This window comes from Aureivirga sp. CE67, from assembly GCF_015767245.1.
Lineage (GTDB): Bacteria > Bacteroidota > Bacteroidia > Flavobacteriales > Flavobacteriaceae > Aureivirga.
The window spans coordinates 158,196-173,660 of sequence record NZ_JADOTV010000007.1 but is presented as its reverse complement, the minus strand read 5'-3'; the positions used below and the strand labels follow the sequence as shown (position 1 = coordinate 173,660).

The window sequence follows — 15,465 nt, the reverse complement described above, 5'->3', positions numbered from 1 at the left end:
ATCAAGGCACATCAACACCATAAATATTATTCTTATTTTCTGGGAAAATTTTACGCATTTCTTTGTAATAATCTCCCATAAACATATTTGACTTACCTAATCCACAATCATAACAAAAAACAATCCTTTGGTTTTTATATCTAATAGACATCTTTGCACTTTTTTTAGTATAATTCGACTTATTTTGTCTCTTTAAAAATTGATCAAAATTCCAAATTGTATCGTTTAAAGCCACTTTTCTAGTATACATAGTTTTCCATTCTGGGTTTTCTGAGAAAGTAACTTCTTTAAATCTTGAATTAATACAAATGGAATCATTTTCTTTTGTAATCAATAATTTCTCATGACCTTGATATGTACAAACAGAATGATTAATATAGACTTTTAATGTATCTAAGTCTGTCATTTTTTGTTTAAAATCAAAATAATCTGTTTCCAAATTAAATTTCGATTCAACAATTTCATCTTGTTGTATAATTTCTTTTTTGTCCTGACATGAAATTAAACCTAGTAAAGCGATAATAAAGTAAAACTGTTTCATAATTTTTATTTTTTTAAAAACTTGAATCAAAAATTTTACCAAAATTATTTCCTACCAAAATCCATTAATAACTTTTTGTGTTTTGAAAAATTTTTCATCATAAATAACTGAATCATCTTCTATAAAAGTGAGGCTTTTATTTAGAGAAGAATTAAAGATTCAAAATTGATATTTTCTTGTTTAATTAATAAATATTATCACATTTAGTTTTGTATAAAATATATGGATTGTCAAGTTCCCTTCTTGAGAGGGGCTAGGGGTGTGTTTTAGAATAAATAAAACTTTCACAAAAGATTTCAAACGTGATAATGTTTAATATAGTACTTGAAAATCCTGACATTTTAATATTATTGTGTTTTAAAAAATTCTTCCAGTAATATAAACAGTTTTTTTTCAGCTATATCAGAATTACCATCTGAAAGTACATTTAAGATATATCCCGTTGGAAAAACGGAAAAAGAATCATTTTCTTTAATCTTTAACCATTCACTAAATTCAACTAAATAATCTTTTTTAGAAAACTCTTTAATCCCTATAAAATATCCTATCAAAAAATTTTCCAACGATTCATATGAATCTCCCAAAACATACATATTTCTTCTATTTTGTAGATGCCATAAAAGATTAAGTATTTTTTCCTTTTCCATCTCTTTATTTTTTTAATCTAACATTCATTTTTCAACAATTTTAATCCAAATATATAAATTCCACATAAAGATTTCCAACAAAATATTTGGTATATGAAAATATGTTCATATATTTACCACATGAATAGAGATAAAATCATAGAACCAGAAAAAGTTTTAAAAGTTGCCGAGATTTTAAAAACCATCGGACACCCAATTCGTTTACAAGTTTTAGAAGTTTTGGAACGTGAAGAACCATTGACGGTTTCTCAGATTCTAGAAAATATTAATCTTGACGTAGAACAATCGTTACTTTCACATCATCTGATCAAGATGAAAGACAAAGGAATTTTGAGCTCTGAAAAACAAGGAATGCACATGTATTATAGAGTCACAGACCGCAAAATCCTTTCTATTTTCGATTGTATGTCAAATTGCAGCATTGTATAATCCTCCACTTCCACTCTCTGGAGTGGAAGCTTAAATAAAGATAAATATGAGTTTTTTAAAGAACATTTTCAAAGCAGATCCAAGCAGATTGACAGCCGTTGATTTCGCTGAAAAAATCAAAGAAAAAGGAATTCTTTTAGTGGACGTTCGAACTACTGGAGAAGTAAAAGGTGGAAAAATTGGAAACGCACAAAATTTTGATGTGAACAATCCAAACTTCATCAATTCTTTCTCTTCTATCGACAAAAACAGAGAAATTTTACTATACTGCCAAGGTGGAATTCGTAGCCAAAAAGCAATGAAAATCCTTAAAGCAAACGGATTTACAAACGTTTTCGATCTAAAAGGTGGTTACAACAGCTGGACAATGCATAATTAATGCTATTTTTTTGAATTACCATATGAATATATTATCATATATAGTTTTATTGATTTAATTATTTTGGGCGAAACCTTTTTCCTTCGTTTCAAAAACCAAGGAAAAAGGTCGGGCTTTTCGTTACAAGTTTTGCTTTTCAAAAAAAGTATTTTTAAGGAATCCGTGGGCTTCTAAGGTCGCCTCCGTTTCCAAAAAACTACTAATTTTTTTCAAAACAAAAGCTTTCCACTACAATCCCTTTCGCAAAAACGAAAACACATGTGGCTGAGCGAAGTCGAAGCCAAACAGAATCAAAATAAAAACATACTTTATCTGAACGAAGTCAAAAATTTTTAATCAATTAAATGAATAAATGTTCATATATTAATAATTAAATATAATGAGAAAAGTAATATTCCTCTTCTTGATTGCTTTGCAAAGTTTGTTTGCACAAGAAAATCCGAAACCAAATTTGGATCTGAATGCTGCAATACAAATGGCAAAACAAAACAATCATAAAATACAAATTGCTTCCAAAAACACAGCTGAAGCAAAAGCAATGTATAATCAAACGAATGCATTTTTATTACCACATATCAATGCAGAATCTGGATATTATTCTACCGATAATCCAATGCAGTCTTTTGGTTTTACTTTATCTAAAAAAGAAATCACACAACAAGATTTTAATCCAATTTTGTTGAATAACCCAGATGACACAAAACTTTTTAATACAAAAATAAATGCTGGAATTTCCATTCTAAACACTTCTAATCTTTACCAAAGAAAAGCAGCAAAAAAGAATTGGCAAATGCAGCAATTTATCGAACAAAGAACCGCAGAACACATTGAGTTTTTTGTTGCAAAATCTTATATCGACGCTCTACTTTCGAGAAAAGTAATTGAAAACAATCAGCACAGATTAGAAGTTGCAAAAGCCATCGAGCAACTTGCTACAAACTTTAAAAACCAAGGAGTGATTCTAGAAGCAGATGCTTTGGAAGCTAATATTTATCGTGAGCAAGTGAATTTGGAGTTAAAGCAATCTATAAACCATGAAAAACACCAACTTTTAATGCTGAAACATTTGATTGGTTTTGACAAAGAAAACTTGTATTTGGCGGAAATCCAATTACAACCAACTTTGAGCACAGTTTCTGAAAATTCTGTAGAAAGTAGAGCAGATATAAATGCGATGAAAACAGGAATCGAAGCTCTGAAAGCTTCCAAAACTGCAACAACTTTAAATTGGGTTCCTTCGCTTTCTGCTTTTGGTTTTTATGAATGGAATACAGAAGATATTGGAAAATTTGATAATGAAAATTATTTCGCTGGTGTAAAACTTTCTTGGAATTTATTCTCTGGTTCTCAAAATATTTTTAAGCAAAAACAACAAAAAATAGCTATTGAGAAAAATGAGACAATTCTGAAAGAGACTTTAGAAAAAACAACTATCGAAATCAGTCAAACGAAAGATAATATTGAGATTGTAAAAAATGCAGTTCAGGTTTATGAAACAGCTCTTTTACAAGCAGAAAAGAGTTTTGAAATCCGTAGAAATCGTTTTGAGCAAGGCTTAGAAAAAGCTTCGGATGTTTTACAATCTGAATCGATGGTGAGCACTTTAAAACTAAAACTTTTGGAGACAAAATATCAATTACAAACACTTCAGTTTTATCTAGAATTTTTAACAAAATAAGTCATGAAAATTAAATCAACTATATATACAATTGCATTTTCTAGTTTGTTTTTAGCCAGTTGTGGAAATGACAAAGAAAATGTGGTAAAAACACAAAATCTTACGCCAGTTGTAGTTTCTGTGGAAAGTCCAAAATTGCTTTCTAATAATGGTTTTGTTTTAAGCGGAACTATTATACCTCAGCAACAAGTTTCTTTGCATCCAAGAATGAATGGATATGTACAAAATATCTACGTAAAAGCTGGGGATAAAGTGCAAAAAGGAACTTTACTAGCAACTATTGAAAATAAAGATCAATTAGCGAAACTTTCGCAATTAAAAGCAAGTTTGAAGGCTTCACAAGCGCAATATAATGTTGCAGAAAAAAATTACAATCGTTTTCAAAAATTACATGAGCAAAATTCGGTTACAGACAAAGAATGGGATGATGTAAAAGCTGGATATGAAATGATGAAAGCAAAGTTGGAAGCAACAAAAGCACAAATTCAAGAATTGAATACTATCATTTCTTATAACAAAGTAGTTGCGCCTTTTTCTGGAATCGTAACGCAAAAAATGATTGAAAAAGGAGATTTGATTTCACCGATGCAACCCATTTTTAAAATTGAAAATAACAAGCAATTTAAAATCAAGTCGCAACTTCCAGAAAATCTTTTAGCAACCACTTCTATTGGAGATAAAATTTCTGTTGAAATTCCTTCTATTTCGAAAAAATTTACGGCAAAAATTGATGAGATTGATAAATCTTCAGGAATGGGAAGTCGTCAATATGAATTTACAGCAGTTATCGAAAATCCTGAAAACATTTCTCTTTTTTCTGATATGTATGCAACGATTTCTTTAAACAATGAAGGAAAAAAATTAGAGAAATCAGAAAATTCACATGGTGTTTTTGTTCCAATATCTGCTTTGGTAAAAAGAGGACAATTAACTGGAGTTTTCACACCAAGCAATCAAAATACAGCCATTTTAAGATGGATTCAAACTGGAAATCAACAAGGAAATCAAATTGAAGTTGTTTCTGGATTGAATAAGGATGAAAAAATTATTGTAAAACACGAAGGCAGATTAAAAGACGGAATGCCAATTCAACTGAACTGATTTATACTTTTTAAACCAAAACGAGAGCTTCATCTGATGTTTACTGTTGACATGCTTGAAGCGAATTTTGAGTGTAAAAGTTTAAATCCGTTCAATAAAACATAGTATTTATGAAATCAGGAATCGCAGCCAAAATAGCAAAACCATTCATCAATTCGAAGTTGACACTTTTATTGATGATTGCATTTTTGAGCGTTGGTATTTATAGTTCTTTTTTGATTCCAAGAGAAGAAGAACCGCAAATTGAAGTACCAATTGCAGATATATTTTTACAATATCCGGGAGCTTCTCCAAAACAAGTGGAAACGAAAGTTGTAAAACCTTTGGAGAAAATTATTTCCAATATAAAAGGTGTGGAATATGTCTATTCTACTTCCCTTTCTGAGCAAGCAATGTTGGTAGTTCAATTTTATGTTGGAGAAGATATTGAGCGTTCGATTGTAAAATTATACAATGAAGTTTATAAAAATTTGGATCAAATGCCGACGGGAGTTTCAAATCCTTTGATTAAAACTCGATCAATTGATGATGTTCCAATTTTAGGATTGACACTTTGGAGTGAATCCTATGATGATTTTCAGCTGAAGCAAATTGCACAAGAACTTTCGAATGAAATTGAGCAAATCAATGATATTTCGACAACAAAAGTAATTGGAGGAAGATCTAGAGAAATTAAAATTGAAATTGATCCAGGAAAGCTGGAAAAAAGTGGTATTGATATTTTAGAAATTCAACAATTATTACAAGCTGCAAATGCTTCAAATAGTTCTGGAAAATCTCTGCAAAATGATAAAGAAATTTTAATACATGCTGGTTCTTTTTTAAAAGGAAAAGAAGATATTTCGAATTTGATTATTGGATTTAAAAACCGAAAACCAATTTATCTTCATGAAGTCGCAAAAGTGATTGATGGTCCAGAATCTGCAAAGAATTATGTGAGTTTTGCTTATGGTGGAGCTTCGCAAAAAGATATTGCTGGAGAATTTCCTGCTGTAACCATTAGTGTTTCTAAGAAAAAAGGAGCTGATGCGATGTTTTTAGCTGATTTTGCTCAAAGTAAAATCGAAAAAATTGCTCCTACTCTATTACCTAAAGAGGTGCATTTAGAAATTACAAGAAACTATGGAGAAACTGCTTCTAAGAAAGTTTCTGAATTGTTGATGCATTTAATTGGAGCTATCGTTGCGGTAACCATCATTGTAATGTTTGCAATGGGTTGGCGTGGTGGATTGGTAGTTTTTCTTTCTGTACCAATTACATTTGCTTTGACTTTGTTTAGTTATTATTTCTTGGATTATACATTAAACCGTATTACACTTTTCGCACTGGTTTTCGTTACTGGAATTGTTGTGGATGATTCGATTATTATTGCAGAAAATATGCATCGTCATTTTAAAATGAAAAAGATGAATTTGTTTGATGCTGCACTGTATTCTATCAATGAAGTTGGAAATCCGACAATTCTCGCTACATTTACTGTAATAGCATCTGTATTACCAATGGCATTTGTATCAGGATTAATGGGACCTTATATGAGTCCGATGCCAATTGGAGCTTCTATTGCAATGATTTTATCTTTATTTGTTGCCATTACGATTACGCCTTATTTAGCTTATCATATTTTACCAGAAAAAGACGAAAAAGATGCACATAAAGAAGATACTTTTCAATTAGAAAATACTGGATTGTATAAATTGTATTTCAAATTTGTAAATCCGTTATTAGAATCTTCTTCAAAAAGATGGATGACGCTGGGTATTACTTCTTTGATTTTGTTTGCTAGTTTGAGTATGTTTTATTTTAAAAGTGTTGCTGTAAAAATGCTTCCTTTTGATAATAAAAATGAATTCCAAGTGGTGATTGATATGCCAGAAGGTTCTACTTTAGAAAGAACTTCTTTGGTGGCGAAAGAAATTGGAAGTTATATTGCAACACAGCCAATGGTTTTAAATTACCAAAGCTATATCGGAACTGCTTCTCCTATTAATTTCAATGGTTTGGTTCGTCATTATGATATGCGAAGAAATAGTTATGAAGCGGATATTCAAGTGAATCTGATTGACAAAGGAGAAAGAAAAGCACAGAGTCATGATATTGCAAAAGGAATGCGAAAAAGTATTCAGGACATTGCAAATAGATATGGAGCAAATGTAAAGATTGTAGAAATTCCTCCTGGGCCTCCAGTGCTTTCTACAATTGTTGCAGAGATTTATGGACCAGAATATGATTCGCAAATTGATTTAGCGAATCAAGTAAAAGATTTATTACACCAACAAGAAAATGTAGTTGATATTGATTGGTATGTAAATCATCCACAGGAGAAAGTAATATTAGAAGTTGATAAAGAAAAAGCGATGCTTTCAGGTGTTACGCAACATCAAATTGCACAAGCGATCAATGTTGCGATGACACCAAGAACAAATGTTTTCTTGGTAGATGATCATTCTTTTGAAAATGTGCCAATCAACTTGAGTTTTGAAGAAAAAGACAAACATTATTTACAAAAAATTCAACAGTTACATGTGAAATCTCAAAACGGAAATATGGTTTCCTTAGCAGATGTAACTAGAATTAGAAAAGCAACAGAAGAACCTTATATCTACAGAAAAAATCAGCGTCCCGTTGTGTATGTAACTGCGGATATGGCTGGAGATTTAGAAAGTCCTGCATATGCGATTTTAGGAATCAGTGATGCGATTCAGGATTTAAAAATTCCACATGGTTTTTCTATTGATGAATTATACATCAAACAACCTGATGTTTTGGAGGATTATACTGTCAAGTGGGATGGTGAATGGCAAATTACTTTGGAAGTTTTCCGAGATTTAGGAACAGCCTTTTTGGTAGTAATTATAGTCATTTATGTATTAATTGTAGGATGGTTTCAAAAATTCCGTTCGCCACTTGTGATGATGGTAGCAATTCCACTTTCTATGATTGGAATTGTATTAGGACATTGGGTGTTTGATGCATATTTTACAGCAACTTCGATGATTGGAATGATTGCTTTGGCCGGAATTATGGTGCGAAACTCCGTCTTGTTGATTGACTTTATCAATTTGAGATTGAACGAAGGAGCAAATTTAAAACAAGCCGTAATAGAAGCTGGAGCAGTACGAACAACGCCAATTTTATTGACTGCTGGAACAGTAGTAATTGGAGCATTTGTAATTCTTTTTGATCCGATTTTCCAAGGTTTAGCAATTTCATTAATGGCAGGAACAATCGCTTCGACTTTCTTGACATTATTAATTGTGCCTATGGTTTATTATATGATGGAAAAGAGTAAACATAAAGTGAGTTAATGATAGAGGTATGTGAGATTGTCTAGTTTAAGTCAAATTTCGATAACACAGAAAATTTTTGTTTTCTATTCACGTTCTTGTTCATTTTTTGCTTGTCCAAAAAACGAACCAAAAAAGGACACTTTCATAAAAGGTGTTTTTTTGACAACAAGGTCAAAAAACCGTATTTCAATTACTAAAATTCCTACAAGGATTCGGAATTTCTTTACGTAATTAAAATACTACACTCATTATGAAAGACTTTTGAAAATCTTCGATTTTTGAGGAAATAATTAAACATAACTATCTATAAATAGGTATTATCACGTTTAGAATCTTATGAGGGAATTTTGTTTCATCAAAAACACACCCCTAGCCCCTCTCAAGAGGGGAACTTGACAATCTATATGTTTTTATACAAAATCAAACGTGATAATATTTGATAAAGGAATATAATATTTTTCAATGTGTAGTGTATTATTTGAATTTCAAAACCCGTTTCTTTTTGTTGAAAAAAAATAATAGTTCAGTAATTAATTTTAGACGAAAAGAAACAACCAATTAGTTTTTAGTAGAGATTTTTATAGGAAAATCAGATTACACTTGCTCGATACCTTCCCTTTTTACGAGGGAAGGTTTTCAAAAAAATCAAATTAAAATTTTCATATTATGCAAAATAGAATTGTACGAGGCTTTGCAGGAAGCATGATTCTGATAAGCATTCTTTTATCTCATTATGTAAATTCTGCATGGATTTTTCTAGCTGTTTTTGTTGGATTGAATCTCTTGCAAAACGCTTTTACTAAATGGTGCTTATTAGAAATCATTTTGACAAAGCTGAAAGTGGCTAAATAGTTTTTAGATTATTAAAGAACTTTCTATATTTCTCATTCTTTTGGGTTGTATTTTAAGTTCTTTTTTAATTTATAAATATCGGAGTGATTCCTTCTATTTGCTCTTCCGTTTCTTCGAGTGTCTGGGCTGTTTCTTCTATTTACTCCTTTGTTCCTTCAAGTGTCGGAGCTATTCCTTCTATTTGCTTTTCCGTTCCTTCAAATATCTCAGCTGTTCCTTCTTCTTTCTTTTCTGTTCCTTCGAGTGGATTTGTCTTAAATGCAACTGTCGGAGTGATTCCTCAAAGTGTCGGAGTAGTTCCTCATAGTGGATTAGTAGTAAATGCAACTGTCGGAGTAATAAAAACAAGAAAAGAGCATATTTCTTCATGTAAAATGGATTATTTGATAAAATTAATAAGTCTACTTTTTCAATATTTATTTTATTAAAATAAAACTTAAACACCTCTAAATGTTTATTTAAATATTCCGACTTTTATTTGTTAAAAAATTTAGATTATAATATATTTGCTTGTCTGCTGCTATGAAATCTTTTTTTTCAATAAATAATTTATAGTTACAGATATAAAAAAATAACAAGAGTTCCTGTTATAGGTATGTTAGCTATTATAAACAGAACACAATGGAAATCACATTATACACAATAAAAGGAAAACCTGAAGCATATATTTCAGAAGAAAATGATAATGCAATTTATTTATGGAGTGGACACGCTGTTTGTTATTTAGTAAATGATAAAATATTTGGATGGAGAGGTAAACATATTGGGTGGTTTATTAACGGAATAATTTATGATTTGAAAGGTTCTAGAGTAGGTTACACTAAAGAAACTTGTCCTTATGCTGTTTACGCTGAATATGCAAAGTATGCCAAATACGCCAAGTACGCGAAATATGCCAAATACGCTTCATATGCAAAACCTGCTTTTTCAACAAAAGATTCGGAATTGGGACTAGTAAATTTTTTATCTCAGAATAAAGTTTAAATCGGAATGAACAAAACTGAAATAGAGGAATATTTACTTAAACTTGAACAAAGTCTTTTGATTGAGTCCGAACGACACTCAATTGATTTAACTCGTAATTGGGCAAAGTCATTTCCGAATGAATCAGCTGTATACTTATTCCGAGAAGATGGGGAAATTTGCTATGTTGGAGAAACAGGTAGCATACGTGGACGAATGTCTGACATATTGAATACTAAAAATCACTCAGTAAGACGGAATTTAGGCAACACTCATTATACTACCGAACCTGATTATGAGAAAGCTTCGTCTAAAAAGAGTTTTTCAGGTAACATAGAGCAAATGTTAAATGAGCGAATTGAAAACCACTTAACTATGTCATATATCATTGTCGATTTAGGACGTAAAGAACTTGAGGAACGATTATTTGAAAAACTTCAGCCGAGATACAATTTAAAAGGAAAAAGAGGTTAAGAGAAATCATATAGCTTCGATGGAATTAAAAGAATCCATAACCAATCATTTGAATATTAGATAACTTAAGTTGACAAGAAATTAGAAATATTCTTTTGTAAAAGTAAATCAATTAAAGAGTTTAATAAGCTTTTTGGGAGAAATAATGGAGCAATCTGTTCTCGCATAAAAAAATTGAACTATTAGAAAAATACAGTAACTAACAAAAGCTATAAATAATAAAGCTCAGCAGTTCAAGAAACAAAAGTGGGTACTCGATATCCCACCAAAATGATTATTATTACTTTTAGCTATGAAAATACACTAAAAATCAATACATTAAACATTTAACTAGATAAATTCAGTAACTTACTTCAATACCTTACTATTCATAGTAAAACATAAGGTATAATCGTAATAAAAAATAAAATGGAAAAAGATTCTACAAGTATAGAGAAAAGATATAAATGGTATAATGCCTTAGAAAGTGGATATAATAAAACTTTAAAAGATGAACAAATTAGAAATATATTAAATTTTAATCAAAAAGGATTAATAGCTATTAGAGCGCAATTATTAGGAGGATTTAAATTTTATAGAGCTCGATATTTAGAAAAAGATGTTGAAAAATATGATAATATTTCTGAACTATTAGCTGTTCCTAGAAATTTTGTAAAAAATTACGGTAGATGTAATAAAAAAGGTGAGTCTATTTTTTACGCTGCAAATAATTATGAAACTATGTATTCTGAGATGAGAGCTAAAAAAGGTGATAAATTTCAAGTAATCGAAGTTGAATTAAAACAAGATTCTGAAATTTGGGTACATGCAGTTGGTTTTATTGATTTTTGTAGAAGACATGGAGAAGCTCCAAATATTTTAGGAACTGAAAATGCTAAATATGTAAACGAAATTAAAAATTCTGTTTCTAAAGAACATTTTAAAAAAATACTTTTTCATGATGCATTTATAGCTAATTGGTTTAGAAAAAAAATAGTTGATAAAAAAGATTATAATGTAACTTCTGTATATTCAGATATATGTTTGAAAAATAATGATGGGATTTTTTATCCAAGTGTTGGGCATTTAGGTGGATGGAATTTAGCTTTAAAACCTGAAAAAATAATTAATAATTTTAAAATAAATCAAATTTCAACCAATATTATTACTGAAAATTTAAATTATGGATTATATAGTTCAAAAATGATTAGATGGGCAGATAGTTATGATACTAGAAATGGCAATATAAGTTGGAATGATGAAAACACCTAACAAAGAACTGAGTTCAAAATCAAGTAAAACATTCTTAAAGTTTATACAATATTTATTTATCTAAGCATATTAAAATATTATTTTGATATGCTTTTTTATTTTAAATTATTCAAAACTAAAAAACTCCTAAATTTGATTAATTTATTACTAAAAGATTAGTTTTAAGAAAAATTGTATAATTTGTACACAGACTCTCATCATACACAATTTAAAAATCAAAATGCCATAAAATGAAAACTCTTATTACACTTTTTTTTCTTCCATTTTTAGCATTTAGCCAAACGAAAGCTGACTTTAATAAACTAATTGAAGATACAAACGAGTATTTAACCCAGTATTCTAAACTGAGAGCATATGGAGAAGAATATTACCCAATTTCAGAGTTTGGACTTTCAAAAAGGGAAATTAAAAAACTGCTTATAGACGCAGACTATGACGCTACACTTTCCAAAAACAAGGATTCTATTCAGAATTATCATATGATTTTCTATTTTCAAGAAAAGATTACAAAACGAATAAATCAAATTGTAAGACACCAAGACTTTCAGAAAGTTAACATTCAAGAATTGATCACTTCAGACGAACTATCCATTGTAATTTCAGACGACAATAAACTTTTTAACTTCTCTATGGACGCAAAAACAGGAGGAACATATCGCTCTCGAATATCCATAATGCATTACACAGATTTCGCTCCACAGGATTCAGCACAATTAACACAATTTCAAGATTTTTTTGCTTCGGATGGATATAACAACATATACACACTTCCAACAGACGAGGTAATAAAATATGTAATGACAGGATATGTAAGAGGATGTTCCTATTGTTTTCAAACCTTTGTTTGCTTGGTCTCCTTCAAAGACAATCAATTCAAAGAAGAGTTTTCATATTCCGTTGACAGTAGAGATTGGAATGACGGTGTCTTCTATGATCACGATACAAAAACCATTAATGTTGACTACCACGTTGATGATTTAACATCTTATTGTTATTGTGGTGGAGAAAATGATAAAAAAGAATTTGATTATGACAAATTTGCTGATAATGAGACTTTGATAAATTGCCAATGTAAATTTGTTTTCAACGGATTGACATTTGAGTTGGTTGAAGAAAGTTGGAAGAAGGTAAATTATGAAGACAGAAAAGAGTAAAAAACATATAATTTATCTGAGCATATTAAATTGCTTTTTTGATTATTTGTACAAGTTCCTTTAAATTTGCTCATCTGCTGCTATGAAAATTCAAAATTTACAGAAATTTTATAGTTACAGATATAATAGAAACAGTAGGAATTCCTATTGAACTTATATTAACGATAATTGAAAAAATGAAAAAGACGATTTTCACAATATTAACCTTCATTGTTTTCTTTTCCTGTCAAAATAAAAAAAAGAAAAGTGGGGCAGATAATTCTACGAATCAATTCGATACTACAGATATTGCACAAACCATTTTTGATTTTGAACCTTACGACTACGATACAATTTTGAACGGTGGATACAATTTGAAGTATAAAGTATATAAAGACCAAAAAACGAATGAAAAACTTCAAAGTTTAACTTTGAGAAAAGGTAATAAAGAAATAAAAGTACTTAACGAAACTAGCTTTCCAATGCTATTTAAAAGCTTAGGTTTTATTGGTGCAGATTTTGAGAATTCTTTTGTGTTTACTCAATCTTTTGGGGCTGGAAATCCTAGTTATATTCAACTAATAAATAAAGCTTCAGGGCAAGAATTACTAAAAGGAACTTGGGTAGATGTTGATGAAAGTGAGCAAGTTTTACTCTACATAGAAAATGAACATGAAGAAAATCAAGAATTAGTTATCTATGACCTCAAGAATGAAAATAAAATTATATCTAAAGGATTTGAAAACTCAAATTGCGTTCAAAATGTAATAGGAGGACTAAGAAATTGCGTAGAGATTGACACTATTACAACAAACGAGATAATATTGAAAATTAAAACATACGAAGAAAAAATAATAAAAAAATATAACCGTTAAGAGAGATTATAATTTCATAGTTTCAAGTTTAATAAAAAAATAGAGAGTTTTTGTAATAAATATGCTAAACCTAAAAATAATTTTCAAAGCAATTTTTCCAATTGTAGTCTTACTTTTTTTTATTCTATTATCTGAATTGAAAACAGAAGGCGATTTTGGAGGATTAATACATGGTTTCAAGATAATATTCTTCTTCTTTACAGGAGTTGGATTATTTCTATTTACGTCGATTAAAAACATCTCTAGAATATTAAAAGGAAAACTTGTACAAGAATCAAAAATCATTTTAAGTGTTTTATTGATTTCAACAATAATAGGTGTAAGTTCTTTTTGGTTTCCATACGATCTTTTTGATAAAGAGCCTGAGTTTGTTGCTATGGATACATATAGAAATAAATTGACTCTTACAGATGGGAAATACATGTTAAAAACAAAAGAAATCGAATGGACAACTATTAACCGTGGAGATTTTCGAAAGAATTCGGATACTATATTTTTAGATATGGAACTTGGAAGTCGTTTTGATCGACAAACTAATAAATATTTGATTCGTGATAAAAATTTGATCCCTATTTATTCAAACGAAATTGAAACAGATTCTTTTTGGTTTTTAAGGATAATTAAAAATGAAAAAAAATAGCATGAAACTACCAATCGCTTATCGTTGGCTAAAAGCACATAATTTTGAAGGTTTACGTCCTTGGAATTTTATAGATCCGCTGAACTCCGATAATTTACGCAAAGAATATAAGCTAGAAACTGGAAAAGATATTATACCATTTGCTAGAAGACAGGATAATGACACCTTTGCTGGGTTTGAAATTGTAAATGACGAAATCAGAGATATAGTAATCACTGTTCATTTAACTTGGAGTTCGAAAATGGAACCAGATCCTTTTCCTTCATCTGAAATTTCTAAAGATATTTTCAAATGGTTAGAAGAAATAGTTTTTCCCGATACAAAAGAATGGATAGATGAAGAAGAATTAAGAGATGTTTTGGATTCGGAAAACTGATTTTTTTTTATATAGACCTCTACCACCAAACTGCAAAAATCTTATGAATTTCACTGTTTTTGGTTTTTATCCAACAAAGTGGTGCTGATTTTTCTTGGTGAAATTCATTTATTTTTTCTTCGAATTCTTCAAAATTTAACCAAGCTACATTTGTGTGAGGTTCTAGAAGCCAATCTATTTTTTTAGGTAAATAAAACTTCGCATCTTGATAATTTTCTAATTCTTCCAATCGATAATAATAACCTTCTATCTTATTATTTTTAAGAAGTTTCAAGTCCAATTCTTGATTTGCTGGAAGATATAATTGTCCTTTAAAAATTACTTGTTGTTCCAATTTTTCAAAATCGATATTCAGATATTCTAATTGCTTTCTAGTTTCTTCCTTATACAAAAGAGGAAATTGTTTTTCTTCCATTTTTTGCAATTTCAAAATCAAACTATCTCTCCTATTTGGGCCAATCCAATTTTCAATTTCATTTTCAGAATTCTCAGGATCATATAAATAAAACTTATAAGCAATTTCTACATGAAACGGTTTTTGATCTTTTTCTAAAATACAATCAATTTCTCCAAGGGTAATTTTATCTTTATTTATCTGAATATTTTCTACTAAAACCTCTACTCCTTCTTGCTCATTTTTAAGTTGATGTAGTACAAATCTCTCCACCAATTTTCCAAGGCGATTCACTTCTGTATGAAGCGATGCATCAAACTGTGTAGTTTTTTTATTTTCTAATAAAAACTGCTGAAAAGGAATCTGATAATTTGAAAAATCAATAATCGAAGTTTTTAAATAACCTTCATATAATTTCTGAATATGTTTTGAAGAAAGCATTTTG

Annotated in this window: 17 protein-coding genes; 14 read left to right on the top strand and 3 right to left on the bottom strand. The window is 29.7% G+C overall.

Features of this window, described 5'->3' with window-relative positions; all coding sequences use genetic code 11:
* Nucleotide 1: 1 nt before the first annotated feature.
* A complete protein-coding gene (locus tag I0K12_RS10795; RefSeq protein WP_196887920.1) occupies nt 2-541 on the bottom strand; it encodes a hypothetical protein in 540 nt (179 codons plus the stop codon).
* 347 nt (nt 542-888) lie between these two features.
* Nucleotides 889-1,188 carry a hypothetical protein gene (locus tag I0K12_RS10790; RefSeq protein ID WP_196887918.1) on the bottom strand — a complete coding sequence of 100 codons (300 nt, stop codon included), beginning with the start codon at nt 1,186-1,188 and terminating at the stop codon, nt 889-891.
* Between the two features lie 93 nt (nt 1,189-1,281).
* Here I0K12_RS10790 and I0K12_RS10785 point away from each other — a divergent pair, with 93 nt between their 5' ends.
* The 14 genes from I0K12_RS10785 to I0K12_RS10720 all read left to right on the top strand — a co-directional run bounded on the left by I0K12_RS10785 (nt 1,282) and on the right by I0K12_RS10720 (nt 14,626).
* Nucleotides 1,282-1,617 carry an ArsR/SmtB family transcription factor gene (locus I0K12_RS10785; RefSeq protein ID WP_196887916.1) on the top strand — a complete coding sequence of 112 codons (336 nt, stop codon included), beginning with the start codon at nt 1,282-1,284 and terminating at the stop codon, nt 1,615-1,617.
* A gap of 46 nt (nt 1,618-1,663) precedes the next feature.
* The gene (locus tag I0K12_RS10780) at nt 1,664-1,996 is read left to right on the top strand and encodes a rhodanese-like domain-containing protein (protein ID WP_196887914.1); all 333 of its coding nucleotides are present in this window, start codon (nt 1,664-1,666) and stop codon (nt 1,994-1,996) included.
* A gap of 379 nt (nt 1,997-2,375) precedes the next feature.
* On the top strand, nt 2,376-3,674 hold the full coding sequence (locus tag I0K12_RS10775; protein ID WP_196887912.1) for a TolC family protein: 1,299 nt from the start codon (nt 2,376-2,378) through the stop codon (nt 3,672-3,674).
* A gap of 3 nt (nt 3,675-3,677) precedes the next feature.
* Nucleotides 3,678-4,775 carry an efflux RND transporter periplasmic adaptor subunit gene (locus I0K12_RS10770; protein WP_196887910.1) on the top strand — a complete coding sequence of 366 codons (1,098 nt, stop codon included), beginning with the start codon at nt 3,678-3,680 and terminating at the stop codon, nt 4,773-4,775.
* A gap of 110 nt (nt 4,776-4,885) precedes the next feature.
* Entirely contained in the window at nt 4,886-8,080 is a 3,195-nt protein-coding gene (locus tag I0K12_RS10765; RefSeq protein WP_196887908.1) for an efflux RND transporter permease subunit, read from the top strand.
* A 648-nt stretch (nt 8,081-8,728) separates the two neighbouring features.
* Nucleotides 8,729-8,914 carry a DUF2892 domain-containing protein gene (locus tag I0K12_RS10760; protein ID WP_196887906.1) on the top strand — a complete coding sequence of 62 codons (186 nt, stop codon included), beginning with the start codon at nt 8,729-8,731 and terminating at the stop codon, nt 8,912-8,914.
* A gap of 83 nt (nt 8,915-8,997) precedes the next feature.
* The gene (locus I0K12_RS10755; RefSeq protein WP_196887904.1) at nt 8,998-9,342 is read left to right on the top strand and encodes a hypothetical protein; all 345 of its coding nucleotides are present in this window, start codon (nt 8,998-9,000) and stop codon (nt 9,340-9,342) included.
* A 193-nt stretch (nt 9,343-9,535) separates the two neighbouring features.
* Complete coding sequence (locus I0K12_RS10750) at nt 9,536-9,898, top strand: 4-fold beta flower protein (protein ID WP_196887903.1); 363 nt, start codon at nt 9,536-9,538, stop codon at nt 9,896-9,898.
* 6 nt (nt 9,899-9,904) lie between these two features.
* Entirely contained in the window at nt 9,905-10,351 is a 447-nt protein-coding gene (locus I0K12_RS10745; RefSeq protein WP_196887902.1) for a GIY-YIG nuclease family protein, read from the top strand.
* A 408-nt stretch (nt 10,352-10,759) separates the two neighbouring features.
* A complete protein-coding gene (locus tag I0K12_RS10740) occupies nt 10,760-11,602 on the top strand; it encodes an RES domain-containing protein (RefSeq protein ID WP_196887901.1) in 843 nt (280 codons plus the stop codon).
* Between the two features lie 230 nt (nt 11,603-11,832).
* The gene (locus I0K12_RS10735; protein ID WP_196887900.1) at nt 11,833-12,756 is read left to right on the top strand and encodes a hypothetical protein; all 924 of its coding nucleotides are present in this window, start codon (nt 11,833-11,835) and stop codon (nt 12,754-12,756) included.
* A gap of 176 nt (nt 12,757-12,932) precedes the next feature.
* On the top strand, nt 12,933-13,610 hold the full coding sequence (locus I0K12_RS10730; RefSeq protein ID WP_196887899.1) for a hypothetical protein: 678 nt from the start codon (nt 12,933-12,935) through the stop codon (nt 13,608-13,610).
* A gap of 61 nt (nt 13,611-13,671) precedes the next feature.
* A complete protein-coding gene (locus tag I0K12_RS10725; protein ID WP_196887898.1) occupies nt 13,672-14,250 on the top strand; it encodes a hypothetical protein in 579 nt (192 codons plus the stop codon).
* Between the two features lies 1 nt (nt 14,251).
* On the top strand, nt 14,252-14,626 hold the full coding sequence (locus tag I0K12_RS10720) for a hypothetical protein (RefSeq protein WP_196887897.1): 375 nt from the start codon (nt 14,252-14,254) through the stop codon (nt 14,624-14,626).
* Nucleotides 14,627-14,645: 19 nt separating this feature from the next.
* Here the strand turns inward: I0K12_RS10720 and I0K12_RS10715 are convergent, their stop codons facing one another.
* Nucleotides 14,646-15,461, bottom strand: coding sequence for a DUF1853 family protein (locus I0K12_RS10715; protein ID WP_196887896.1), 816 nt, complete (start codon nt 15,459-15,461; stop codon nt 14,646-14,648).
* Nucleotides 15,462-15,465: the final 4 nt, after the last annotated feature.